At 73.0% G+C, this 24,421-nt stretch carries 21 protein-coding genes and 1 riboswitch; of the genes, 15 read left to right on the forward strand and 6 right to left on the reverse strand.

The genetic code is table 11. The annotated features are described in order from the left end of the window. The first annotated feature begins 39 nt into the window (after positions 1-39). The 4 genes from ACGFZN_RS18520 (at position 40) to ACGFZN_RS18535 (ending at position 4,846) form a co-directional block, all read left to right on the forward strand. Positions 40-1,434, forward strand: a complete 1,395-nt coding sequence (locus ACGFZN_RS18520; RefSeq protein ID WP_393859529.1) for a M16 family metallopeptidase — start codon at positions 40-42, stop codon at positions 1,432-1,434. Further along, positions 1,431-2,819: a M16 family metallopeptidase gene (locus ACGFZN_RS18525; protein WP_393859530.1), complete on the forward strand. Its 1,389-nt coding sequence runs from the start codon at positions 1,431-1,433 to the stop codon at positions 2,817-2,819. The genes ACGFZN_RS18520 and ACGFZN_RS18525 overlap by 4 nt, the downstream gene beginning before the upstream one ends. Positions 2,820-3,030: 211 nt before the next feature. After that, a riboswitch (cyclic di-AMP (ydaO/yuaA leader) is annotated at positions 3,031-3,191 on the forward strand. Positions 3,192-3,203: 12 nt separating this feature from the next. After that, positions 3,204-3,950: a M23 family metallopeptidase gene (locus ACGFZN_RS18530; protein ID WP_393859531.1), complete on the forward strand. Its 747-nt coding sequence runs from the start codon at positions 3,204-3,206 to the stop codon at positions 3,948-3,950. Between the two features lie 209 nt (positions 3,951-4,159). Next, positions 4,160-4,846, forward strand: a complete 687-nt coding sequence (locus ACGFZN_RS18535) for a GntR family transcriptional regulator (protein WP_393859532.1) — start codon at positions 4,160-4,162, stop codon at positions 4,844-4,846. 152 nt (positions 4,847-4,998) lie between these two features. On the opposite strand, the gene ACGFZN_RS18540 is transcribed toward ACGFZN_RS18535, so the two are convergent. Next, positions 4,999-5,280, reverse strand: a complete 282-nt coding sequence (locus ACGFZN_RS18540; RefSeq protein WP_393859533.1) for an HPr family phosphocarrier protein — start codon at positions 5,278-5,280, stop codon at positions 4,999-5,001. A gap of 176 nt (positions 5,281-5,456) precedes the next feature. Between ACGFZN_RS18540 and ACGFZN_RS18545 the strand changes: the two genes are divergently transcribed. The 4 genes from ACGFZN_RS18545 (at position 5,457) to ACGFZN_RS18560 (ending at position 11,283) form a co-directional block, all read left to right on the forward strand. Continuing rightward, a complete protein-coding gene (locus ACGFZN_RS18545; protein ID WP_393859534.1) occupies positions 5,457-8,360 on the forward strand; it encodes a GNAT family N-acetyltransferase in 2,904 nt (967 codons plus the stop codon). Positions 8,361-8,794: 434 nt separating this feature from the next. Then, a complete protein-coding gene (locus ACGFZN_RS18550) occupies positions 8,795-9,391 on the forward strand; it encodes a DUF5998 family protein (RefSeq protein WP_393859535.1) in 597 nt (198 codons plus the stop codon). Next, positions 9,391-10,581, forward strand: coding sequence for an alkaline phosphatase family protein (locus ACGFZN_RS18555; RefSeq protein WP_393859536.1), 1,191 nt, complete (start codon positions 9,391-9,393; stop codon positions 10,579-10,581). Before ACGFZN_RS18550 ends, ACGFZN_RS18555 begins: the two co-directional genes overlap by 1 nt. Before the next feature lie 51 nt (positions 10,582-10,632). Next, a complete protein-coding gene (locus tag ACGFZN_RS18560) occupies positions 10,633-11,283 on the forward strand; it encodes a thymidine kinase (RefSeq protein WP_393859537.1) in 651 nt (216 codons plus the stop codon). Positions 11,284-11,946: 663 nt separating this feature from the next. On the opposite strand, the gene ACGFZN_RS18565 is transcribed toward ACGFZN_RS18560, so the two are convergent. Then, positions 11,947-12,738: a VOC family protein gene (locus ACGFZN_RS18565; protein ID WP_393859538.1), complete on the reverse strand. Its 792-nt coding sequence runs from the start codon at positions 12,736-12,738 to the stop codon at positions 11,947-11,949. 317 nt (positions 12,739-13,055) lie between these two features. Between ACGFZN_RS18565 and ACGFZN_RS18570 the strand changes: the two genes are divergently transcribed. Continuing rightward, positions 13,056-13,907, forward strand: a complete 852-nt coding sequence (locus ACGFZN_RS18570) for a sulfurtransferase (RefSeq protein WP_393859539.1) — start codon at positions 13,056-13,058, stop codon at positions 13,905-13,907. An 80-nt stretch (positions 13,908-13,987) separates the two neighbouring features. Here ACGFZN_RS18570 and sepH read toward each other — a convergent pair whose 3' ends face one another. From sepH to ACGFZN_RS18585, 3 genes are all read right to left on the reverse strand, one after another. Next, a complete protein-coding gene (sepH, locus tag ACGFZN_RS18575; protein ID WP_393859540.1) occupies positions 13,988-15,028 on the reverse strand; it encodes a septation protein SepH in 1,041 nt (346 codons plus the stop codon). A gap of 451 nt (positions 15,029-15,479) precedes the next feature. Continuing rightward, entirely contained in the window at positions 15,480-16,799 is a 1,320-nt protein-coding gene (locus tag ACGFZN_RS18580; protein WP_393859541.1) for a D-arabinono-1,4-lactone oxidase, read from the reverse strand. Beyond that, positions 16,759-17,997, reverse strand: coding sequence for an MFS transporter (locus ACGFZN_RS18585; protein ID WP_393859542.1), 1,239 nt, complete (start codon positions 17,995-17,997; stop codon positions 16,759-16,761). Before ACGFZN_RS18585 ends, ACGFZN_RS18580 begins: the two co-directional genes overlap by 41 nt. Before the next feature lie 183 nt (positions 17,998-18,180). Between ACGFZN_RS18585 and ACGFZN_RS18590 the strand changes: the two genes are divergently transcribed. Both ACGFZN_RS18590 and ACGFZN_RS18595 read left to right on the forward strand, forming a co-directional pair. Next, a complete protein-coding gene (locus ACGFZN_RS18590; RefSeq protein WP_393859543.1) occupies positions 18,181-19,308 on the forward strand; it encodes a ferrochelatase in 1,128 nt (375 codons plus the stop codon). 8 nt (positions 19,309-19,316) lie between these two features. After that, positions 19,317-20,132 carry an inositol monophosphatase family protein gene (locus ACGFZN_RS18595; RefSeq protein WP_393859544.1) on the forward strand — a complete coding sequence of 272 codons (816 nt, stop codon included), beginning with the start codon at positions 19,317-19,319 and terminating at the stop codon, positions 20,130-20,132. A gap of 114 nt (positions 20,133-20,246) precedes the next feature. Here ACGFZN_RS18595 and ACGFZN_RS18600 read toward each other — a convergent pair whose 3' ends face one another. Next, complete coding sequence (locus ACGFZN_RS18600; RefSeq protein ID WP_167359198.1) at positions 20,247-20,420, reverse strand: hypothetical protein; 174 nt, start codon at positions 20,418-20,420, stop codon at positions 20,247-20,249. Between the two features lie 416 nt (positions 20,421-20,836). On the opposite strand from ACGFZN_RS18600, the gene ACGFZN_RS18605 reads away from it, so the two are divergent. The 4 genes from ACGFZN_RS18605 (at position 20,837) to ACGFZN_RS18620 (ending at position 24,396) form a co-directional block, all read left to right on the forward strand. Next, positions 20,837-21,490 carry a response regulator transcription factor gene (locus ACGFZN_RS18605; RefSeq protein ID WP_031165802.1) on the forward strand — a complete coding sequence of 218 codons (654 nt, stop codon included), beginning with the start codon at positions 20,837-20,839 and terminating at the stop codon, positions 21,488-21,490. A 6-nt stretch (positions 21,491-21,496) separates the two neighbouring features. Further along, positions 21,497-22,744, forward strand: coding sequence for a sensor histidine kinase (locus tag ACGFZN_RS18610; RefSeq protein ID WP_393859545.1), 1,248 nt, complete (start codon positions 21,497-21,499; stop codon positions 22,742-22,744). A 427-nt stretch (positions 22,745-23,171) separates the two neighbouring features. Continuing rightward, on the forward strand, positions 23,172-23,468 hold the full coding sequence (locus ACGFZN_RS18615) for a DUF4193 domain-containing protein (protein WP_053655247.1): 297 nt from the start codon (positions 23,172-23,174) through the stop codon (positions 23,466-23,468). A gap of 13 nt (positions 23,469-23,481) precedes the next feature. After that, a complete protein-coding gene (locus tag ACGFZN_RS18620) occupies positions 23,482-24,396 on the forward strand; it encodes a hypothetical protein (protein WP_393859546.1) in 915 nt (304 codons plus the stop codon). Positions 24,397-24,421 lie beyond the last annotated feature (25 nt).

Consider the following 24,421-nt stretch of genomic DNA (forward strand, 5'->3'; position numbering starts at 1 on the left):
GCGGTTTTCACAACCGCCTCCGCTCGCGAAGGGACGCACATGCCCATGGGTCACACGACCACAGCCGAGGCAGGCTCCGGGGGCCTGACAGCGACCGAGCACCGGCTGGCCAACGGTCTGCGCGTGGTGCTCTCCGAGGACCACCTGACCCCGGTGGCGGCGGTCTGCCTCTGGTACGACGTCGGCTCCCGCCACGAGGTCAAGGGACGCACCGGCCTGGCTCACCTCTTCGAGCACCTGATGTTCCAGGGCTCGGCGCAGGTCAAGGGCAACGGCCACTTCGAGCTCGTGCAGGGCGCCGGCGGCTCGCTCAACGGCACCACCAGCTTCGAGCGCACCAACTACTTCGAGACCATGCCCGCCCACCAGCTGGAGCTGGCGCTCTGGCTGGAGGCCGACCGCATGGGCTCGCTGCTGGCCGCCCTGGACGAGGAGTCCATGGAGAACCAGCGGGACGTGGTCAAGAACGAGCGCCGCCAGCGCTACGACAACGTGCCCTACGGCACCGCCTTCGAGAAGCTGACCGCCCTGTCGTACCCGGAGGGCCACCCCTACCACCACACGCCGATCGGCTCCATGGCGGACCTGGACGCGGCCACCCTGGAGGACGCCCGCCAGTTCTTCCGCACCTACTACGCGCCGAACAACGCGGTGCTCTCCGTGGTCGGCGACATCGACCCGCAGCAGACCCTCGCCTGGGTGGAGAAGTACTTCGGGTCGATCCCGTCCCACGACGGCAAGCCGGCCCCACGCGACGGTTCGCTGCCGGACGTCATCGGCGAGCAGAAGCGCGAGGTCGTCGTCGAGGAGGTCCCGGCGCGCGCCCTGATGGCCGCCTACCGCCTCCCGCACGACGGCACGCGCGCGTGCGACGCTGCCGACCTCGCCCTGACCGTCCTCGGCGGCGGCGAGTCCTCCCGCCTGTACAACCGGCTGGTCCGCCGCGACCGTACGGCCGTCACCGCCGGCTTCGGCCTGCTGCGCCTGGCCGGCGCGCCCTCCATGGGCTGGCTGGACGTGAAGACCTCCGGTGACGTCGAGGTGCCGGTCATCGAGGCCGCCATCGACGAGGAGCTGGCCCGGTTCGCCGAGGAGGGCCCGACGCCCGAGGAAATGGAGCGTGCCCAGGCCCAGTTGGAGCGCGAGTGGCTGGACCGGCTCGGTACGGTCGCCGGCCGCGCCGACGAACTGTGCCGCTACGCCGTCCTGTTCGGCGACCCGCAGCTGGCCCTCACCGCCGTCAAGCGCGTCCTGGAGGTGACCCCCCAGGAGGTCCAGGAGATCGCCAAGGCCCGCCTGCGCCCGGACAACCGCGCGGTCCTGGTGTACGAGCCGAAGACCCCCGAGGAGGTCCCGGACGCGGGCGTCCCCGAGGACCCGGAGCAGGAAGCGACCGTAGAGGCCGGTAACGAGAACGAGGAGACGGCCAAGTGACCGAGCTCGCCACCATGGACTTCCACCCCCAGCCGCAGCCCGGCGAGGCCAGGCCGTGGGCGTTCCCGGCCCCCGAGCGCTCGGCTCTGGACAACGGCCTGACCGTGCTGCGCTGCCACCGCCCGGGCCAGCAGGTCGTCGCCGTCGAGGTGCTGCTGGACGCGCCCCTGGACGCCGAGCCGGCCGGCCTGGACGGCGTCGGCACGATCATGGCGCGGGCCTTCTCCGAGGGCACCGACAAGCACTCCGCCGAGGAGTTCGCCGCCGAGCTGGAGCGCGCGGGCGCCACCCTGGACTCGCACGCCGACCACCCCGGCGTCCGGCTCAGCCTGGAGGTCCCGGTCTCCCGCCTGCCCAAGGGCCTCGGCCTGCTCGCCGACGCCCTGCGCGCGCCCGCCTTCGCCGAGAGCGAGGTCGAGCGGCTGGTCCGCAACCGCCTGGACGAGATCCCGCACGAGCTGGCCAACCCCGCCCGGCGGGCCGCCAAGGAACTGTCCAAGGAGCTGTTCCCGGCGGCTTCCCGCATGTCGCGTCCCCGCCAGGGCACCGAGGAGACCGTCGAGAAGATCGACGCCGGCGCCGTACGCGCCTTCTACGACCGGCACGTACGCCCCGCCACGGCCACCGCGGTCGTGGTCGGCGACCTCACCGGCGTCGACCTGGACGCGCTGCTCGCCGACACCCTGGGCGCCTGGACCGGCACCCCGGGCGAGCCGCGGCCCGTGCCGCCGGTGACCGCCGACGACACCGGGCGCGTGGTCATCGTGGACCGGCCCGGCGCCGTCCAGACGCAGCTGCTCATCGGCCGGATCGGGCCCGACCGGCACGACCGGGTGTGGCCCGCCCAGGTGCTCGGCACCTACTGCCTCGGCGGCACCCTCACCTCCCGCCTGGACCGCGTCCTGCGCGAGGAGAAGGGCTACACCTACGGGGTGCGCGCCTTCGGCCAGGTCCTGAGGTCCGCGCCGGACGGCACGGGCGCGTCGATGCTCGCCATCAGCGGCTCCGTGGACACCCCCAACACCGGCCCGGCGCTGGACGACCTGTGGAAGGTGCTGCGCACCCTCGCGGCGGAGGGCCTGACCGACGCCGAGCGGGACGTGGCGGTGCAGAACCTGGTCGGGGTGGCGCCGCTGAAGTACGAGACCGCGGCGGCCGTCGCGAGCACGCTGGCCGACCAGGTCGAGCAGCACCTGCCCGACGACTTCCAGGCGACGCTGTATCAGCGGCTCGCGGCGACGGGCACGGTGGAGGCCACGGCCGCCGTCGTGAACGCCTTCCCGGTGGACCGCCTCGTGACCGTCCTCGTCGGTGACGCGTCGCAGATCAAGGCGCCGGTGGAGGCGCTCGGCATCGGCGAAGTGAGCGTCGTGGCGGCCGAGTAGCGGCCACGCGCGCGTGGGGCTCCGACGGCTCGTGGACCGTCGGAGCCCCACGCTGTTCCACTCGCTTCCTCAGATGCCCGATTTGGGGCGGAGGTTGCCTGTCTGCCCTGTGGGATGCGCTACAAACACCCGGATCCGTTTGGGATTCGAAAGCGGGTTTTCGTAGCGTCGTCCGGGCTGTCCGCCGGCAGTGCGCCGCACCCGCGGCACCGGACAGTCATCGCCGAGTCCCCGTACGGCGCGAGCCAGGGGAGCCGGGGACCCACGTCCCTGGGGTGAATCGGGCGCCCGCGCGAGCCGCGAGGGAGCCCGTAGGAGACCTTCCTGCTCCGAACCCGTCAGCTAACCCGGTAGGCGAGAGGGAAGGAAAGGACCAGCCACTCCATGGCGTTCACGTGCGCCACCGGGAAGCACCGCAAGCCCGGCCGGGTCAAGCGCACCACCGCTCAGGCGGCCGGCATCGCTGCCCTCACCACCACCGGAGTCATCGGCACCCTCGCCGCCTCCCCGGCGCTCGCCGCGGAGAACACCGTGGCGCAGACCGGCCTCACCCCGGTCCTCGCCGTCAGCGACGACGTGGCCGAGCACATCGACGCGCAGGCCGCCGCGCAGAAGCGGGCCGCCGAGCAGAAGGCGGCCGCGGAGGCCGCGGCCCGTAAGGCCAGGCAGGAGCGCGAGGCCCGGGAGCGCGCGGCGCGCGAGGCCGAGCGCAAGCGCCTGCTGAACACCTTCGTCGCCCCGATCGCGAACTCCTACGTCTCCACCGGCTACAAGGCCAGCAGCTCCCTGTGGGCCTCCGGCTCGCACACCGGCATCGACTTCCACGCGGCGAGCGGCACGGCCGTCCACGCGGTCGGCGCCGGCACCGTCGTCTCCACCGGCTGGGGCGGCGCGTACGGCAACCAGATCGTGATCAGGATGGCCGACGGCATGTACACCCAGTACGGCCACCTGTCGTCCATCGGCGTCTCCGTCGGCCAGCGCGTCGTCCCGGGCCAGCAGATCGGCCTGTCCGGCGCGACCGGCAACACCACCGGCCCGCACCTGCACTTCGAGGCCCGTACGACCCCGGACTACGGCTCCGACGTCGACCCCGTCGCCTATCTCCGCAAGCACGGCGTGAACGTCTGACACCGCGGCGCGCGGCGGACGAGGCCCCGGCGAGGCCCCGGCTCACCGAGCCGGGGCTTTCGCCGTTTTCCCGCCGGCTCCGCCCTGGCGCTGACCAAAAAATATCCATGGCTTCCGGCCTGCCGTCGGAAATTCCGGCTCCTTGGAATAGAGTCACGGAACAGGCGTCCATCGTCGGCGTTTCACGGGGATTAAGGCGGAGGTCGGTCATGCGTATTCCGGCGCATTCGGTGTGCACGGCGATCCGGGACGACATCATCGCCGGCGTCCACGAGCGCGGCGGCCGCCTCACCGAGGACGTCCTGGCCCGCCGCTACGGCGTCTCGCGCGTCCCCGTCCGGGAGGCCCTGCGCACCCTGGAGGCCGAGGGGTTCGTGGTGACGCGCCGGCACGCGGGCGCGTGCGTGGCCGAGCCGACCGAGCAGGAGGCCGCCGACCTGCTGGAGATGCGGACGCTGCTGGAGCCGCTCGGTGCCGCGCGGGCCGCCCAGCGGCGCACCGAGGCCCACCTGAAGGTGCTGCGCGGCCTGGTCAGGCTGGGCCAGGAGCGGGCCAGGAGGGGCAACAGCGAGGATCTGCGCTCGCTGGGCGGCTGGTTCCACGAGACGCTCGCCCAGGCCTGCGGCAGCCCCTCGCTGACCGCGATGCTCACCCAGCTCCGGCACAAGATCGCCTGGATGTACGCCGTGGAGGCGCCGGCCAGCCCGGTGGACGCCTGGGCGGAGCACGGCGCCATCGTCGACGCGGTGGCGCGCGGGGACGGCGAACGCGCGCGGGCGCTCACGGCGCTGCACACCGAGCGCACGACGGCCGCGCACCGGCTGCGCACTCCGCGGGCCGCCGAGCGTGTGAGGACTTCGCAACACGCCGTAAACATCTCGGGTCTGCGGCATTAACACGGACGCCGTATACAAAGAAGAGGAATTCGGTGGCGGTGTATTTCCGCTGCCCGAATTCACGTGTGAGCGCAATGATCCCGGAAAAGGGCGGAAGCCGCGCCGCCCCGGAAAAGGGCGACACGGCTTCCGCTGGTCGGCGTGCCCGGTGCTCAGACCGTCTCGGGCAGTTCCTCGAGGCCCTCGGAGACCAGCTTGGCCAGGCGGTCGAGAGCGGCGTCCGCGCCCTCGGCGTCGGAGGCCAGGACGATCTCCTCGCCGCCCTGGGCGCCCAGGCCCAGGACACCCAGCATGGAGGCCGCGTTGACGGGGGTGCCGTCAGCCTTGGCGATCGTCACCGGGACGCCTGCGGCCGCGGCGGCTCGGACGAAGATGGAGGCGGGGCGGGCGTGGAGGCCCTCGGCCCAGCCGACGTTGACGCGGCGCTCAGCCATGTGTTGCTGCCCTTCAGTCTTCAGGGTTGTCTAGACCAGTTTCCCATATCGTGAAGCATGCCCGGATCGGACCTGTGTCCTTCCCGGGCACTGCCGGACCGCGGCCTCGATCCGGCGTGCCGTCCTCCACAGCCTGCCCCGCGCCGTTGTCGGACGCGAGCCGTACTCTGGGGCCCATGCAGACCTCGGCGGACCGGAAGGACCGGCACCAGTATCCCGCCCACTGGGAGGCGGACGTGGTGCTGCGCGACGGTGGCACCGCACGCATCAGGCCCATCACCGTTGATGACGCCGACCGCCTGGTCAGCTTCTACGAGCAGGTCTCGGACGAGTCGAAGTACTACCGCTTCTTCGCGCCGTACCCCAGGCTCTCCGCCAAGGACGTCCACCGCTTCACGCACCACGACTTTGTGGACCGGGTGGGACTCGCGGCCACCGTAGGCGGCGAGTTCATCGCCACCGTACGCTATGACCGCGTCGGCGCGGACGGCATGCCCGCCGCCGCACCCGCCGACGAGGCCGAGGTCGCCTTCCTCGTGCAGGACGCGCACCAGGGGCGCGGGGTCGCCTCCGCCCTGCTGGAGCACATCGCCGCGGTCGCCCGCGAGCGCGGCATCCGCCGCTTCACCGCCGAGGTGCTGCCCGCCAACACCAAGATGATCAAGGTGTTCACGGACGCCGGCTACACGCAGAAGCGCAGCTTCGAGGACGGCGTGGTCCGCCTGGAGTTCGACCTCGAACCCACCGACCGCTCCCTGGCCGTGCAGCGCGCGCGTGAACAGCGCGCCGAGGGCCGCTCGGTACGGCGGCTGCTCAGGCCCGGCTCCGTCGCCGTCGTCGGCGTCGGCCGCGCCCCCGGCGGGGTCGGCCGCAGCGTCCTCGGCAACATCAGGGACGCCGGCTACGACGGCCGGCTGCACGCCGTGAACAAGGCCTTCCCCGAGGACCTCACCGAGGTCGACGGGGTGCCGGCGCACCGGAGCGTCCGCGACATCGGCGACCACGTGGACCTCGCCGTGGTCGCCGTCCCCGCCGAGCACGTGCCCGCCGTGGTCGCCGAGTGCGGTGAACACGGGGTGCAGGGGCTCGTCGTCCTCTCCGCCGGATACGCCGAGAGCGGGCCCGAGGGGCGCGAGCGGCAGCGGGCGCTCGTGCGCCAGGCGCGCGCGTACGGCATGCGGATCATCGGGCCCAACGCCTTCGGGATCATCAACACCGCGGCGGACGTCCGGCTGAACGCCTCCCTCGCGCCGGAGCTGCCGCGCCCCGGCCGCATCGGGATGTTCGCCCAGTCCGGCGCCATCGGCATCGCCCTGCTGTCCCGGCTGCACCGGCGCGGCGGCGGGGTCACCGGGGTCACCGGCGTGTCCACCTTCGTGTCCGCCGGCAACCGCGCGGACGTCTCCGGCAACGACGTCCTCCAGTACTGGTACGACGACCCCGAGACCGACGTCGTCCTCATGTACCTGGAGTCCATCGGCAACCCGCGCAAGTTCACCCGCCTCGCGCGGCGCACCGCGGCGTCCAAACCCCTGGTCGTGGTGCAGGGCGTCGGCTCCGCGCCCCAGGGCCACGCGGTACGGGCCACCCGGCTGCCGCCCGACACCGTCGCCGCGCTGCTGCGGCAGGCCGGCGTGATCCGGGTCGACACGATCACCGAGCTGGTCGACACCGGGCTGCTGCTCGCCCGGCAGCCGCTGCCGGCCGGACCCCGGGTGGCGATCCTCGGCAACTCCGAGTCGCTGGGCGTGCTGGCGTACGACCGGTGCCTGGCCGAGGGCCTGCGGCCGTCGCGTCCACTGGACCTGACGACCGGGGCGACGGCGGAGGACTTCCGCGGGGCGCTGGCGCGGGCTCTGGCGGACGACACCAACGACGCCGTCGTCGTCACGGCGATCCCGGCCATCGGGGAGGCGTCGCCGGGGGACGCGGAGCTGGCCCGGGCGCTGCGGTCGGCCGCGGCGGCGGTGCCCGGCAAGCCGGTGCTGGTGGTGCACGTGGAGCTGGGCGGGCTCGCGGAGGCGCTGTCGGCCGCGGCCAGCACGGCACCGCAGGCCGGGGCCGTCGAACCGGCAGCCGGAGCGGCGCCGCACCCCGGAGAGCCGTCACCCGACGCGCAGCACGGTGCTCACTCTCCCGGTCGCCCCGCGGGACGACCGTCCACCGCGGTCGCGGACACCGGCGCGCCCCCCGCACCCGGCACCCCCGCGGAGAGCGCGCGGCTCATCCCCGCCTACCCCGCCGCCGAACGCGCGGTGCGGGCCCTGGCCGAGGCCGTCAGGTACGGACAGTGGCGGCGGGAGGCCATGGACCCCGGCAAGGTGCCCGAGTACGACGACATCGACGAGAAGGGGGCCGCGCGGCTGATCGACGAGCTGCTCACGCGGGGCGAAGGACTCACCGTCTCCGACGAGGAGACCTGCGAACTGCTCGGCAAGTACGGCATCCGGGTACGGCGCGCCCTGCCCGCGCCCACCCCCGACGCCGCCGCCGAAGCCGCCCGCACCCTCGGCTACCCGGTGGCCCTCAAGGCCACCGCCCCGCACCTCAGGCACCGTGCCGACCTCGGCGGGGTACGCCTCGACCTGGCCGACGAGGAGCAACTGCGCCGGGCGTACGCCGAGTTGACCGAGCTGTTCGGGAAGCCGGAGGAGCTGCGGCCGGTGGTGCAGGGTATGGCACCGCGCGGCGTCGACACCGTCGTACGGGCCGTGATCGACCCGGCGGCCGGGGCCGTGCTGTCCTTCGGGCTCGCCGGAGCCGCCTCCCAGCTGCTCGGCGACATGGCGCACCGGCTGGTCCCGGTCACCGACCGGGAGGCGACCTCGCTGGTGCGCTCGATCCGCACGGCGCCGCTGCTGTTCGGCTGGCGCGGCTCCACGCCCGTCGACACCCCGGCGCTGGAGGAGCTGCTGCTGCGGGTGTCCCGGCTGGTCGACGACCACCCGGAGGTGGTCGCCGTCACTCTGGAGCCGGTCGTCGTCGCCCCGCACGGCGCCGGCGTCCTCGGCGCCACCCTGCGGCTCGCGCCGCCGCCCGCCCGCGACGACCTCGGCCCGCGCACGATGCCGGCCTACTGACCGGGAGAGGGGGGCCGCATGGAGAGCGCCGGCCGCGAGCTGCCCGAGGGCAGCTGGCGGGACGGGGAGGCGACCGGCTGGGACGCGGAGGAGCCGCGGCTCGCCGCCGGGTACGACCTCACCTGCCACCCACGGCCCGGAGGCCGGCTTCGCCGCCCCGCTCTACGTGTCCTGCCCGTCCGCTTTCCAGGGCCCCGTCCTCCGCCCGCCCACCGCCGGGGCGACGGCACGGCTGGTGCGCGCCCTCGGCGAGGCGCCGGCCCTCGTGGTCGCGTCCGCAGCGGACGCCGGCGGCCCCGAGCCCCTCTCCTGTCTGATCGCCGCCGAGCGGCTGGAGGCCCGCCCGGAGGGCGTTCGCCGGCCTCCACGCGCGCGTGCGCAGCCCGCCCCCGGTCCGCGCGACTGGCCCGGACCGCCCTTGCCCACGGATTAGGATGGACGCCATGGCCAAGACCAGTACGACGACCCAGGGGCTGCGAGCGGCGATCGAGCGCAGCGGCTACTACCCGGCCCTCGTGGCCGAGGCGGTGGAGGCCGCCGTGGGCGGTGAGCCCATCCGGTCGTACCTGGTCCACCAGGAGACCACCTTCGACCAGAACGAGGTGCGCCGGCACGTGACCGTGCTGGTCCTCACCGGCAACCGCTTCATCGTCAGCCACACCGACGAGCAGGCCGCCGACAGCACCTCCCCGACGCCGTACGCCACCACCTCCACCGAGTCGGTGAAACTGGAGCGGATCTCCTCCGTCGTGGTCAGCCGCGTCGTCGCGAACCCGGAGCAGTACACCCCGGGCACCCTGCCCCGCGAGGTCGTGCTCACCATCGGCTGGGGTGCGGTCAGCCGCATCGACCTGGAGCCCGCCGCCTGCGGCGACCCCAACTGCGACGCCGACCACGGCTACACGGGCAACTCCACGGCCGACGACCTCAGCCTGCGCGTCAGCGAGGCCGGGGACGGCCCGGAGACGGTGCGCGAGGCGCTCGCCTTCGCCCAGGCCATCTCGGAGGCGACCGCGGACATCACCCGCTGATGTCCCAGCTCTCCGCCTGGGACCACCCGGAACCGCTCGCCCTGGACACCGCGCCGCTGCCCGAGTACGGCAGCGGCTCCCTCGCCGATCTGCTGCCCACCGTAGCCGCCGGCATGGGCGTGCCCGGTATGACCGCCACGATTCCCGAACTGGCCGCCGCCGACCGGGTCTGCGTCCTGCTGATAGACGGCCTCGGCTGGGAGCAGCTGCGGGCGCACGCCGACGAGGCCCCGTTCCTGGCCTCGCTGCTCGGCACCTCGCGCGGCGGCACCGGCCGCCCGCTCACCGCCGGCTACCCGGCCACCACCGCGGTCTCCCTCGCCTCCGTCGGCACCGGCCTGCCCCCCGGCCTGCACGGCCTGCCCGGCTACGCCGTGCGCAACCCGGCCACCGGCGAGCTGATGAACCAGCTCCGCTGGCAGCCGTACACCGACCCGCACGCCTGGCAGCCGTACCCCACCGTCTTCGAGCTGGCCCAGGCGGCCGGGGTGCACGCCGCCCAGGTGACCTCGCCCATCTTCGAGCGCACCCCGCTCACCAGGATCGCGCTCAGCGGCGGCAGCTTCCACGGACGGCTCGGCGGCGAGGAGCGGATGGACCTCGCGGCGGAGCAACTGGCCGCCGGGGACCGCTCGCTGGTCTACACGTACTACTCCGAACTGGACGGCGCCGGGCACCGCTACGGCGTCGCCTCCGACACCTGGCGCGGCCAGCTGATGTACGTCGACCGGCTCGCCCAGCGCCTCGCCGAGCAACTGCCGCCGCGCAGCGCGCTGTACGTCACCGCCGACCACGGCATGGTCGACGTCCCCTTCGACGACGAGCACCGCATCGACTTCGACACGGACTGGGAGCTGGGCGCCGGGGTCGCCCTGCTGGGCGGCGAGGGCCGGGCGCGGCACGTGTACGCGGTGCCGGGCGCCGAGGACGACGTGCTGACCGTGTGGCGCGAGGTGCTCGGCGAGCAGTTCTGGGTGGCGTCGCGGGACGAGGCGATCGCGGCGGGCTGGTTCGGGCCGCGCGTCGACGAGCGGGTGTACGCCCGGCTCGGGGACGTGGTCGCGGCCGCGCACGACGACGTCCTGGTCATCGCGTCGGAACGGGAGCCGAAGGAGTCGGCGCTGGTCGGCAACCACGGCTCGATGACGCCCGCCGAGCAGCTGGTCCCGCTGCTCGAAGTACGCTCCTGACGCTGTCCCCCTGCCCTCTGCGACTACTTGCCGAAAGGTGCTCGACTCCTCATGCCCGAGCTGGTGTTCTTCTCCGGAACGATGGACTGCGGGAAGTCGACGCTGGCTCTGCAGATCGAGCACAACCGCTCCGCGCGCGGCCTCGTCGGCATGATCTTCACCCGCAACGACCGCGCGGGCGAGGGCAAGCTGTCCTCCCGGCTCGGCCTGGTCACCGACGCGGTCGAGGTCGCCGACGACCAGGACCTGTACGCCTACCTCGTGGATCACCTCTCGCAGGGCCGACGGGCCGACTACGTGATCGCGGACGAGGCCCAGTTCCTCGCGCCGGAGCAGATCGACCAGCTCGCGCGCGTGGTGGACGACCTCGGCCTGGACGTGTACGCCTTCGGCATCACCACCGACTTCCGCTCCAAGCTCTTCCCCGGCTCGCAGCGGCTGGTGGAGCTGGCCGACCGCATCGAGGTGCTCCAGGTGGAGGCGCTGTGCTGGTGCGGCGCCCGCGCCACGCACAACGCGCGCACAATAGGCGGCGAGATGGTCGTCGAGGGCGCGCAGGTCGTCGTCGGCGACGTCGACCAGTCGACCGGCGAGATCGGGTACGAGGTGCTGTGCCGCCGCCACCACCGCCGCCGCATGACCGCCGCGACGGCCCGCGCGGCGGCCCTGTCCCCGGACGTCCTGCCGGTCTCCCCACGCTGACCCCGGCCCACTCGAGACCGACGCCGCCTCTCCCAACCGCCTCCCGGCCACCCGTGGGCCGTGCGCGCCGATGCGGGGGCAGTTGTCGTGCAGGGGGCGTCTGCCGGCTGTCCCCGGGCTGAGCGTGTCGGTCCGGGACAGGCGCCGCCCGGGCCGCTCTCAGGCTGTCCGTGCCGGTCCGAGGCAGGTGCGGCCCGGGCGTCTCCCGGCCGGACTCGGGCGGCACGCGTCGGTCGGGGGGCGTTGTCGTGTGGGCGCGTTTCCCGGCCGCTCTCGGGCTGCGCGTGTCGGTCCGGGACAGGCGCCGCCCGGGACGTTTCCCGGCCCCTCTCGGGCTCGCGCGCGTCAGTAGGGGGCGTTGTCGTGTGGGGCAGTCACCCGGCCGCCCGGGCCGCGTGCGTCCGCCCGGGGCGTCTGCCGGGCTGCTCGGGACCCGCGCGCGTTCCTCCGGGGCAGCTGTCGCTTTGGACCTCTGCCGGGCTGCCCAGGACCCACACGCGTCCGCCGGGGGCGTCTGTCGGGCTGCCAGGACCCGTGCGCGTCCCCCTGGGGCGTCTTCCTGGCTGCCCAGGGCCCGCGCGCGTCCGTTCCGGTCCGCGGGCGCCCAGGCCTGTGGGAGCGCTCGGGGCGGGGTGACCCGGGTCCGGGCGGCCCGGGGAGCGGTCAGTGGGGGTTCTCGACCACCGAGAACTCCGCGCCCTCCGGGTCCGCCACCGTGGCCACGCGGCCGTGGGGGCTGTCGTGCGGCTGGCGGACGATCCGGCCGCCCAGGTCGGCGACCTGCCGTACCGCCGCGTCCGCGTCGGCCACCTCGAAGTACGTCTGCCAGTGCGGTCCGCGGTCGCGGGGCAGCGCATGGCCGACGCCGTGCAGACCGGCGACGGGGCGGCCGCCGAGGTGGAGCGTCACATAGTCGAAGTCGGCCGAGACCACCGGCTCCTGCTCGTAACCGAACACCGTCGTGTAGAACTTGGCGACGCTCTCGGTCTCGAAGGTCACCAGCTCGTTCCACGCGGGCGTGCCCGGCACTCCCGTGATCGCGGTGCCGAGGTGCGCGGCGCACTGCCAGATCCCGAACACCGCCCCGGAGGGGTCGGCGGCGATGGCCATCCGCCCGGCCTCCGCGGCGTCCAGCGGTCCGACCGCCACCGTGCCGCCGCACTCCCGCACGGTGTCGGCCGTCAGATCCACGTCGACCGAGGCGAAGTACGGCGTCCAGGCGATCGGCAGCCGGCGGTCCGGCGGCAGCTGGCCCATGCCCGCCACCTCGTGGTCGTCCAGCAGCGCTCGCACGTACGGACCGAGTTGCTGCGGACCCGGCCGGAACTCCCAGCCGAACAGCTCCCCGTAGAACTCCTCGGTGGCGGCCAGCCCGTGCGCCATCAGGCTCACCCAGCAGGGCGTGCCGGGCGCACGCCCCGCGTGCGGGCCGGCCGGCTCCCGTGCCTCGGTCATCGATCACTCTCTCCCCGGCCCCTCGCGGTGGCCGTGTCGCTTCCGCCCCCGCAAGGGGGTCCACGCCGGCGTCGGTCACGCCCGTGCCGGTGCCCGCATCCTCCCCGCCGGGGCGGGCCGTGGCGGGCCGCCGCTCGGCGACACCCCCGGGAGGATGCCCGGTCTGCCGTCTTCGCCGCTTCCTGACGATGGCCGGCGGGTGTCCGCCGGTTGTACAGCACGTGCTCGATCCCGTACGCCACGTGATCGAGCGTGTCCGGCCGAGCAGAGTAGCCGGACCTGGACGCCGCGGCCACCCCTGGCGTATGCATGGCGCCATGACAGCCATCATCACCGCAACCGATCTCGCGCATGAGCTGGCCGGGGACCGTCCTCCGGTGCTGCTGGACGTGCGCTGGCAGCTGAGCCTGGCGAAGGCGGCGGGCGCGCCGGACTTCGACGGACGCGCCGAGTACGCCGCCGGGCACATCCCGGGCGCGGTCTTCGTCGACCTGGACCGGGAGTTGGCCGGCGAGCCGGGGCGGAACGGCCGGCATCCGCTGCCTGACCTGGAGGAGTTCGGTGCCGCCATGCGCCGCGCGGGCGTCTCGGCCGGCCGGCCGGTGGTCGTGTACGACGGCGGCCAGGGCTGGGCGGCGGCGCGCGCCTGGTGGCTGCTGCGCTGGACGGGTCACCCGGACGTGCGGGTTCTGGACGGCGGGTTGCCGTCCTGGCAGGGCGAACTGTCCACCGACGAGCCGGAGCCGGCCGAGGGCGACTTCCGGCCCGAGCCGGCCGCCTCCGGGCTGCTGGACGCGGACGGCGCCGCCGCCCTGGCCCGCACGGGTGTGCTGCTGGACGCCCGTGCGGGGGAGCGCTACCGCGGCGAGGTGGAGCCGATCGACCGGGTCGGCGGCCACATCCCGGGCGCGGTGTCGGCGCCGACCACGGAGAACGTGGGCCCCGACGGCCGCTTCCTGCCGGCGGACGAACTGCGGGACCGCTTCAAGGCGCTCGGCGTGTCCGCAGACGCCGAGGTGGGCGTGTACTGCGGCTCGGGCGTCTCCGCCGCCCACGAGGTCCTGGCGCTCGCAGTGGCGGGCGTTCCGGCGGCGCTGTACGTCGGTTCGTGGTCCGAGTGGTCCTCGGATCCGGAACGGCCGGTGGCGGTGGGCGCGGATCCGCAGTAACGCCGCTGCGGGCACGCGCGCGTGCAGCCGGAAGTGGGGGCACGCACGCGTGCCCCCACTTCCCGTTGCCATTCGGCCGGTTACTCCTGCTTCTTGCGGCGTGTGCCGAAGACGATCTCGTCCCAGCTCGGTACGGCGGCGCGGCGGCCGGGGCGGACGCCGTCGGCCTCCGCCTGGCGGTCGGTGGCGCCGATGAGCCGGTCCCGGTGGCTGCCCACGGAGCGGGGCATGAGCACGTCCGCGTAGGCCGAACCGGCCGAGGCGGCCGGAGCCGGCGGCTCCTCGGCGGCCGGTTCGGCGTCGGGCTCCTCCGGCGTCTCCGCCGGGCGCTCCGGGACGACCAGGTCGCCCCGGAAGCTCGGTACCGCCTCCAGCAGGCTGGTCAGCGAGTCGCGTTCGCCCGTGCTCTCCTCCGCCGGCTCGGACGACTGCGCGGGCAGGCTCGGCCGCTCCCGGTCGCCCCGGTCGAGCGCGCGGTCCATCGAACGCTCGCGCGGCAGGCGGGCGATGCGCGGCACGAACGGGAAGCTCGGCTCGGGTACGGCGAGGTCGTCGGACTCGCCGATGAGCGAGCGCGCCTCGTCGTCCACGGCCTGCACGAGCCGCCGGGGCGGGTCGTACGTCCAGCTCGCCGAGTGCGGTTCACCCGCGACCCGGTAGACGAGGAGCACCTCCCAGGTGCCGTCGTCGCGGCGCCAGGAGTCCCACTGCACGGTGTCCTTCTCGGCGCCGCGCAGCAGCAGCCGCTCCTGCACGGCCTCGCCGAGCAGCGGCCCGGAGTTCTCACCGGGGCGGCGGACCGGGGTCTTGCGGGCGCGCTCGGCCATGAAGGCGCGCTCGGCGAGCACGGGGCCCTCGAAGCGCCGCACCCGGTCCACGGGGATGCCGGCGAGCTGTGCGACCTCTTCCGCGGTGGCACCCGCGCGTATACGCGCCTGGATGTCGCGGGGGCGCAGATGGCTCTCGACCTCGATCTCGATCTGGCCGAGGCGGGGCCGGTCGCCGCGCACGGCGGCGCGCAGCCGTTCGTCGATCGGAAGGGTGTACTCCGTTGCGTCGGCAGCCTTCAGCACCAGCCGTGTGCCGTCATTCGAGACGGCCACGACACGCAGTTCGGGCATGGGGACCTCCCGGGTGGTGCCTGCCGACGTCACGTGCGTCGCTGCTTCCGCTAGTCGAGTGTGGCCTGCCCGGGTGCAGCCTGCCACAACCTTGCCGAGTTGCCCGGCGTGTCGGGCACGGGCCCTGGGCCGCCGTTATGGCACGGTTACCTGTTCGCAACGCTAAGTGACCAAATCCGTCACCCTGTGCAACTAGCCCCCCTCCCGGCGGTCCTGCAAGGCCGCGGACACCCTGGTGGGAGACCGGACCCAGGGCTCGCAACAGTACTCCATTTGGACCATGTGCGTGGATGGGCGCGCCGCCCAACTTCTGGCAACGCTTGCGACTTGGCCGTCGGCAACCGGTTTCGCGGATCATGAACGTGGCGAACTTCACGCAATCCCCGGAAACGGAAGCAATGCATTCCGGTACGACAAGTTCCCGGTATGCACGAAATGCCCGTTGTGGCGCCTACGGCCCCAGAACCCTCCTCAAGTAGGCGTTCTGGAACAGCCGTTCCGGGTCGAGCCGGTCCCTCAGTGCGGTGAACTCGCCGAAGCGCGGGTAGACGCGCGCGAAGTACTCGGCGTCCCGGGTGTGCACCTTGCCCCAGTGCGGCCGGCCTTCGTGGGCGGTGAAGATGCGCTCGGCGGCGGTGAAGTAGGCCTGGTACGGCGTGCCCCGGAACATGTGGACGGCGACGTAGGCGCTGTCCCGGCCGGAGGCGGTCGACAGGGTGATGTCGTCGGCCGGGGCGGTGCGCACCTCGACGGGGAAGCTGACCCGCAGTCCCGAGCGGTCGACCATGGCCTTCAGCTCGCGCAGCGTGTCCACCAGGGCCGCGCGCGGGACGGCGTACTCCATCTCCACGAAGCGCACCCGGCGCGGCGAGGTGAAGACCTTGTAGGGAATGTCCGTGTACGTCCGCGCGGACAGGGCCCTGCTGGAGATCCGCGCGATGGCCGGTACGGCGGCGGGGGCGGCGCGGCCCACCCACTGGGCCACCTGGAAGACGCCGTTGGAGAGGAACTCGTCCTCGAACCAGCCGGCCAGCTGCCCCACGGGCTGCTCGGGGCCGGCGCTGCGGTTGTTCCGCTTGGTGTTGGTGTTGCCGGTGTGCGGGAACCAGTAGAACTCGAAGTGCTCGTTCTCCGCCCACAGTTGATCGAACTCGGTGAGGACCCGGTCGAGGGGCATCGGCTCCTCGCGGGCGGTGAGCAGGAAGACCGGCTCGACGGCGAAGGTGATCGCGGTGACGATCCCGAGGGCGCCGAGGCCTATTCGGGCCGCAGCGAAGACCTCCGGGTTCTCCTTCTCGGAGCAGGTGAGCACCGAGCCGTCCGCCGTGACGAGTTCGAGCCCCTTGACCTGAGCGGCGATCGAGGCCGACTCGCGACCCGTGCCGTGCGTGCCGGTGCTGGTGGCACCGGAGACGGTCTGCTCCATGATGTCGCCCATGTTGGTGAGCGACAGACCCTCGCGCGCCAGTGCCGCATTGAGTCGCTTGAGCGGCGTGCCGGCCTCCACCGTGACCGTCATGGCCTCGCGGTCGATCCCGCGGATGCCGGTCAGCAGGTGAGGGCGGATCAGCACACCGTCGGTGGCCGCGATCGACGTGAAGGAGTGGCCGGTGCCGACCGCCTTCACCTTCAGGCCGTCCTCGGCGGCCCGGCGCACCACCGCGGCCAGCTCCGCCGCCGACGCGGGCGCGACCTGCCGGGCGGGCCGGGCCGACACGGTGCCGCCCCAGTTACGCCAGGTGCCGTTCTTCCCGCTCGCTGTGCTGCTCAACGGTGCCTCCCCGACCCGAGGCCGGCCTGCGCAGCCGGCGGTACCCGAGGAAACCGACCGCGACCGCGACGGCCCCGGACACCGCCGGGACCCCGTACCCGGCCCGCGCCCCGGCCGCGTCGATCACCGAGCCGGCCACGGACGAGCCGAGCGCCACGCCGACCGCGAGGCCGGTGCTCACCCAGGTCATGCCCTCGGTGAGCTGCGCGCGAGGTACGTGCTCTTCGATGAGGGACATCGTCGTGATCATCGTCGGCGCGATGGACAGGCCCGCAACGAACAGCGCCACGGCCAGAAGCGGCAGGTTTCCGACCAGTAGGAGGGGGATCATACTCACGGCCATCGCCGCCACGCCCAGCAGCCAGCGGCGTTCCGGCGCCCCGGCGAGCCGCAGCAGCCCGAAGACCACCCCGGCGACGCAGGAACCGGCCGCGTACAGCGCGAGGACCAGGCTCGCGGCGCTCTTGTGGCCGCGCTCGTCGGCGAAGGCGACGGTGACCACGTCCACCGACCCGAAGATCGCGCCGGTCGCCGCGAAGGTCGCCACCAGCACCTGCAGCCCGGCCGAGCGCAGGGCCGTACCGCCGCCGGAGGGCTCGCGCGGGTGCGGCTCGGGCTCCGTGGCGCGCTGGGCGGTGAGCCAGAAGACGCCGGCGGCCAGGAAGCAGGCGGCGAGCAGCGGCCCCGCCTCCGGGAACCACGCCGTGGACAGCCCGATCGAGACGATCGGCCCGAAGATGAAGCACACCTCGTCGACGACCGACTCGAACGAGTACGCGGTGTGCAGCTTCCCGGTGCCCCGGTACAGCGCCGCCCAACGGGCCCGGATCATCGCGCCGAGGCTCGGCACCGAGCCGATCCCGGCGGCGCACGCGAACAGCACCCAGTCCGGCCACGTCAGATGCGCGGCGAGCAGCAGGCCGGCCGCCGCGGCGAGGGCCACCAGGGTGGCGGGGCGCAGCACCCGGCGCTGCCCGTGCCGGTCGACCAGCCGGGAGATCTGCGGTCCGATCACCGCGGCGGACAGCGCGATGGTGGCCGACAGCGCGCCCGCGAGCCCGTACCGCCCGGTCAGCTGGGAGACCATCGTGACCACGCCGATGCCCATCATCGACAGCGGCATCCGGCCGAGGAAACCCGCGGCGGAGAACGCCTTGGTACCGGGTTCGGCGAACAGGGCTCTGTAGGGGCTGGGCACGGGGTCTCCGAAGCGGCTCGGTAAGGCGCGAATGCGGCTGATACAGCTTACGAGTAAGGGGACCCTAATCGCACCCGGTTCATCCGCCGGTCATCGGCCGGGGAAACCGCCATGAACCGGTTGGAACCCGACTCGTCACCCCACCGTTCCCCGGCTGTCGGCACCGGGTGGCAGGATCGAGTCATGCCAGACGCGCTCGATCCCACCCCGTACGACGCCCTGCTCCTGCTCTCCTTCGGCGGCCCCGAAGGCCCGGACGACGTGGTCCCGTTCCTGGAGAACGTCACGCGCGGGCGCGGCATCCCGAAGGAACGCCTGAAGGAGGTCGGGCAGCACTACTTCCTGTTCGGCGGGGTCAGCCCCATCAACGCCCAGAACCGCGCCCTGCTGGACGCCCTGCGCAAGGACTTCGCCGAGCACGGCCTGGACCTGCCGGTGTACTGGGGCAACCGCAACTGGTCGCCGTATCTGACGGACACCCTGCGGGAGATGGCCGCCGACGGCCGCCGCCGCATCCTGGTGCTCGCCACCAGCGCCTACGCCTCCTACTCCGGCTGCCGCCAGTACCGCGAGAACCTCGCCGACGCGCTGGCCGCGCTGGAGGCCGAGGGCCTGCCGCTGCCCAAGGTCGACAAGCTGCGGCACTACTTCAACCACCCCGGCTTCGTCGAGCCCATGGCCGACGGCGTGCTGCGCGCCCTGGAGGACCTCCCCGAGGACGTCCGCGCGGGCGCCCACATCGCCTTCACCACCCACTCCATCCCGACCTCCGCCGCCGACACCTCCGGCCCCGTCGAGGCTCACGGCGAGGGCGGCTCCTACGTCGAGCAGCACCTGGACGTGGCCCAGCTGATCGCCGACGCCGTCCGGGAGCGCACGGGAATCGACCACCCCTGGCGGCTGGTCTACCAGTCCCGCTCCGGCGCCCCGCACATCCCGTGGCTGGAGCCGGACATCTGCGACCACCTTCAGGAACAGCACGCCGCGGGCGTCCCGGCCGTGGTGATGGCACCCATCGGCTTCGTCTCCGACCACATGGAGGTCCTCTACGACCTCGACACCGAGGCCAAGGCCAAGGCGGTGGAGCTGGGCCTGCCGGTGCGCCGTTCGGCCACGGTGGGCGCCGACCCGCGCTTCGCCGCCGCCGTCCGCGACCTGGTCATGGAGCGCGCCGCCGTCGAGAGCGGCCGGCCGGTCACGCCCTGCGCTCTGGGCGCCCTCGGCCCGAGCCACCACCTCTGCCCGGTCGGCTGCTGCCCGGCCCGCGCCCCGCGCCCGGCCGCCGCCGGCGCCGACAGCCCCTACGCGTGAGGAGACCCGTGACCGACCCCCTGCACCGGGACCTGCTGGAACTGGCCCGGGAGGCCGCCCGCCGCGCCGGTGACCTGCTGCGGGACGGCAGACCGGCCGACCTCGCCGTGGCGAGGACCAAGTCGAGCCCGATCGACGTGGTCACCGAGATGGACATCGCGGCGGAGAAGCTGATCACCGATCTGATCTCCGGCCACCGCCCCGACGACGGCTTCCTCGGCGAGGAGGGCGCGTCCGTGGCGGGCACCAGCGGCGTGCGCTGGGTGATCGACCCGCTCGACGGCACGGTGAACTACCTCTACGGCCTGCCGACCTGGGCGGTGTCCATCGCCGCCGAGCAGGACGGGGAGACGGTCGTCGGGGTGGTCGCGGCTCCGATGCGCGGCGAGACGTACCACGCCGTGCGCGGCGGAGGGGCGTGGGCCACCGGCGCATGGGAGGGCGAGCGGGCGCTCGTCTGCCGTCCCGCGCCCCCGCTGGAGCAGGCCCTGGTCTCCACCGGCTTCAACTACGTCACCGAGGTCCGCACCCATCAGGCCGAGGTCGCCGCCCGGCTGATCCCCCTGCTGCGCGACATCCGGCGAGGCGGCTCGGCGGCGGTCGACCTGTGCGACGTGGCCTGCGGCCGGCTCGACGGGTACTACGAGCGCGGGCTCAACGCGTGGGACTTCGCCGCGGGCGACCTGATCGCCCGGGAGGCGGGCGGGCTGGTCGGCGGGCGGCCCGGACATGGCCCGTCGCGGGATCTGACCGTCGCCGGGTCGCCGGGGGTGTTCGAGCCCCTCCAGCGGCTGCTGGAGGACTTCGGCGCCTGGCACGACTGAGCGGGGGGCCGTGCCGGACAAGGCGCAGGCCTCGGCGGAGACACGGGGCGGGAAACGGACGGGACCCCCGGCGCTGGATTCGCCGGGGGTCCCGCTGTCGCGCTTTCGGGCCGATCAGACGCGTGACGCGCCGACCTCCACACCGTGTTCGGCGGCGAGGCGTCGCAGGTCGTCGAGCTCTGCCTGCTCCACCTCGACGAGGAAGTCGTCACCCTCGTCACGAGCCCGCGTCAGGTCGGACTCGGTCGCCCTTATGCGCTGCAGAAGTCCTGCGGTGAAAGCGTCCATGCTGCGCCCCCTCGTCCTGGGTCGTGGGTCGGTGGCACGGGGGTGTGCCGGTTGGGAAGGGGCGATCACGTCTCTCGCGGGTGCCCAGCGCTGCCCTGCTGGGCGGCGACGGTGCCGGACACCCACGCCCGCTCTGCGGAAGCGGATCGCGGAGTACCGCATGGTGCTGCGTTACATGCAGAGCGTGATCGCGGGGTGTAAAGCCGTCCTCCCCCTGCTCCCTCGTCCGGAAACCTCAACCGGAGGAGAAATTCTCGTATTCCCGGCCCGGGGCGCCGGTCCGTGAGGTCCGCAACCCGCCTTACAGCCGACTTACGGCCGAAAAGGGCAGGATGGAGGTCACACCCCACGAACACCCCTGCCCGCACGCGCCCACGGCGCGGCTACGCGGGTGGACATGAGGAAGGACAAGCGACGTGCGCGTACTCGTCGTCGAGGACGAGCAGCTGCTCGCCGATGCGGTGGCCACCGGACTGCGCCGGGAGGCCATGGCCGTCGACGTCGTGTACGACGGTGCGGCCGCCCTGGAGCGCATCGGCGTCAACGACTACGACGTGGTCGTCCTCGACCGCGACCTCCCGCTGGTGCACGGCGACGACGTCTGCCGCAAGATCGTCGAGCTGGGCATGCCCACGCGCGTGCTCATGCTCACCGCCTCCGGTGACGTCAGCGACCGGGTGGAGGGGCTGGAGATCGGCGCCGACGACTACCTGCCCAAGCCGTTCGCGTTCAGCGAGCTGATCGCGCGCGTGCGCGCCCTCGGCCGCCGTACGAGCGTTCCCCTGCCGCCCGTCCTGGAGCGCGCCGGCATCAAGCTGGACCCCAACCGCCGCGAGGTCTTCCGGGACGGCAAGGAGATCCAGCTCGCCCCCAAGGAGTTCGCGGTGCTGGAGGTGCTCATGCGCAGCGAGGGCGCGGTCGTCTCGGCCGAGCAGCTGCTGGAGAAGGCCTGGGACGAGAACACCGACCCGTTCACCAACGTCGTGCGCGTCACCGTGATGACCCTGCGGCGCAAGCTGGGCGAGCCGCCGGTGATCGTCACCGTCCCCGGCTCCGGCTACCGGATCTGATCCGCCATGGCCGCCACACCCGCGCCGCCCCAGGCGCCCCCGAAGCCCACCTGGGACCCCAGAAGGCCGCAGCCGCCCTTCCCGTGGCTGCGCCCGACCATCCGCATACGGCTGACGCTGCTGTACGGCGGCATGTTCCTGATCGCCGGCATCCTGCTGCTGTCGATCATCTACCTGCTGGCCGCACAGGCGATCAGCACGGGCAACCAGCCGCTGTTCAAGATCGTGAGCGGTACGGCGATCAAGGTCTCCAGCGACAACTGCCCGGCGATCAACACCACCAGCCTGCCGCTGTCGGAGTTCAACGACGCGATCGCGCACTGCGTCGACCAGCAGCGCCAGGCCGCCCTGGACGATCTGCTCAGCCGCTCGCTGCTGGCCCTGCTGGGCCTCGCCGTGATCGCCTTCGCGTTCGGTTACGCGATGGCGGGCCGCGTGCTGTCCCCGCTCGGCCGGATCACCCGTACCGCCCGCCAGGTGGCCGGTTCCGATCTGTCCCGCCGGATCGAGCTGGACGGCCCGGACGACGAGCTGAAGGAGCTCGCGGACACGTTCGACGACATGCTGGAGCGGCTCCAGCGGGCCTTCACCGCCCAGCAGCGCTTCGTCGGCAACGCCTCGCACGAGCTGCGCACCCCGCTGGCGATCAACAGAACGCTGCTCGAGGTGCACCTGTCCGATCCGAACGCGCCGGTGGAGCTGCAGCAGCTCGGCAAGACCCTGCTCGCCACCAACGAGCGCAGCGAGCAGCTGGTCGAGGGGCTGCTGCTGCTCGCCCGCAGCGACAACCAGATCGTCGAGCGCAAGCCCGTCGACCTGGCCGAGGTCGCCACCCAGGCCATCGACCAGGTGCGCGCCGAGGCCGACGCCAAGGGCGTGAAGATCCGCGGCGAGCGCAAGCCGGTCGTGGTGCAGGGCAACGGCGTGCTGCTGGAGCGGATCGCGCTGAACCTGGTGCAGAACGCGGTGCGGTACAACGTGCCGGAGGACGGCTGGGTGGAGGTGGACACGGAGATCCAGCACGGGCAGGCGGTGCTGACCGTCGCCAACTCCGGACCGGTGGTCCCGGCGTACGAGATCGACAACCTTTTCGAGCCCTTCAGACGGCTCCGTACGGAGCGCACGGGCAGCGACAAGGGTGTGGGCCTCGGCCTGTCCATCGCGCGGTCCGTGGCCCGTGCGCACGGCGGCCACATCGGGGCGCAGCCCCGCGAGGGCGGGGGGCTGGTGATGAGGGTCACCCTGCCGCTGTGATCCTCGGCGGAGCCGCCGGACCGGCCGTATCCGCCCTGGACCGACACACGCGGAGGATGTTCGCTCGACGCGGAATTTTTCAGCCGCCGAATGAGCTTGCTCCTGTGTGATCGATCACATGGACGGATTTTCGGCCATGTACTCTCTGTGATCATGAAACATGGCGGAAAGCCGGGAAAGTCCTGGTTTTCAGGGCTCTTGATCACGGGAAGTACACGATGAGGCGCCTTTGAGGTGCGACATTCGGACCGTGTACGGTCCTCACCGCCATCCAAGCCGATCACTCTTGAGGGGTCGGGTTGGGTGTCGATTGAGTAACAGACCTTGATGTGAGGCAAAATCTCCGCCTCAGGTCGGGCACAAGTCCGGCCTCTCACGCGTTACGTGCGCTGGAGACACCGCAGACACCCAGAGGGGGAGAGCGACTATGGCAACCGACTACGACACTCCACGCAAGACCGACGACGACGTCGACTCGGACAGCCTCGAAGAACTGAAGGCCCGGCGGAACGACAAGACCACCTCGTCGGTCGACGTCGACGAGTTCGAGGCCGCCGAGGGCCTCGAGCTGCCCGGCGCCGACCTCTCGAACGAGGAGCTTGCCGTCCGGGTGCTGCCCAAGCAGCAGGACGAGTTCACCTGCATGAGCTGCTTCCTGGTGCACCACCGCAGCCAGCTGGCCCGGGAGAAGAACGGCCAGCCCATCTGCCGCGACTGCGACTGAGGCCGGGTCGGCCGTGTCTGGCTCGACCCCTCCTCGGAAGCGCCGCTTCTCCCTGGGGAAAGCGGACGAAGGGCCGTCCGACGGCCCGCACGGCGCGCGTGACGACGAGCGGGGCACACCCGGAGTGGTGGCCCCGCTCGAACCGGCCGGCGACCGGGTGGACCGCCCGGCGCGGGCGCGCACCCTCGCGCCGGCCGCCCGGCGGAGGGCTGCGGTGATGGGTGGCAAGGCCCGGGAGATGGCCCGGCAAGGGGCCCACAAGGGTGGCAGCAGCGCCCGCGCGGGTCTGGCGTACCTCGCCGACCGGATCATCGAGATCGCCCCGCGCATCCCCGTACGCGACCTCGCGACCCTGCGCCGGCAGTTCCCCGGCCTCGGGCCCGAGGAGCTCGCCGACAAGCTGGTGGCGGGCGCCACGGCCGGGACCGCGACGGTCGGGGCCGGCATCGGAGCGGCCGCCATGCTGCCCATGCCGCCGGCCATGCCGACCGAACTGGCCGCGGAGATCACCGGGGTCGCCGCGATCGAGATGAAGCTCATCGCCGAACTGCACGAGGTCTACGGCGTCAGACCGCCGGGAAACCTCAGAACCCGCAGCACCGCGTATCTGTCCTCCTGGTCGGGGGAGCGCGGGGTCGACGTGCTCAAGCCGTCGACGTACGACTCGGCCCTCGGTGGCCAGATGAAGCGCCGGCTGCGCCAGCAGATCATGCGGCGCATGGTCCGGGACCTGCCCAGCCTCATGCCGTTCATGGTGGGCGCCGCGGTCGGGGCGGTCGTCAACCGGCGGGACACCAAGCGGCTCGCCGCCCGCATCCGGGCGGACCTGCGCGCGATCCAGGCCCCCTGGGAGGAGCTGGAGCAGCTGCCGCCGCTGGAGAAACCGGCCGAGCCCCTGGACCTGGGCGACCTCCCCGACGAGCGCTAGACGAGCGCCAGGCGTCCTGATCAGG

Source organism: Streptomyces sp. NPDC048192 (assembly GCF_043202415.1).
GTDB lineage: Bacteria > Actinomycetota > Actinomycetes > Streptomycetales > Streptomycetaceae > Streptomyces.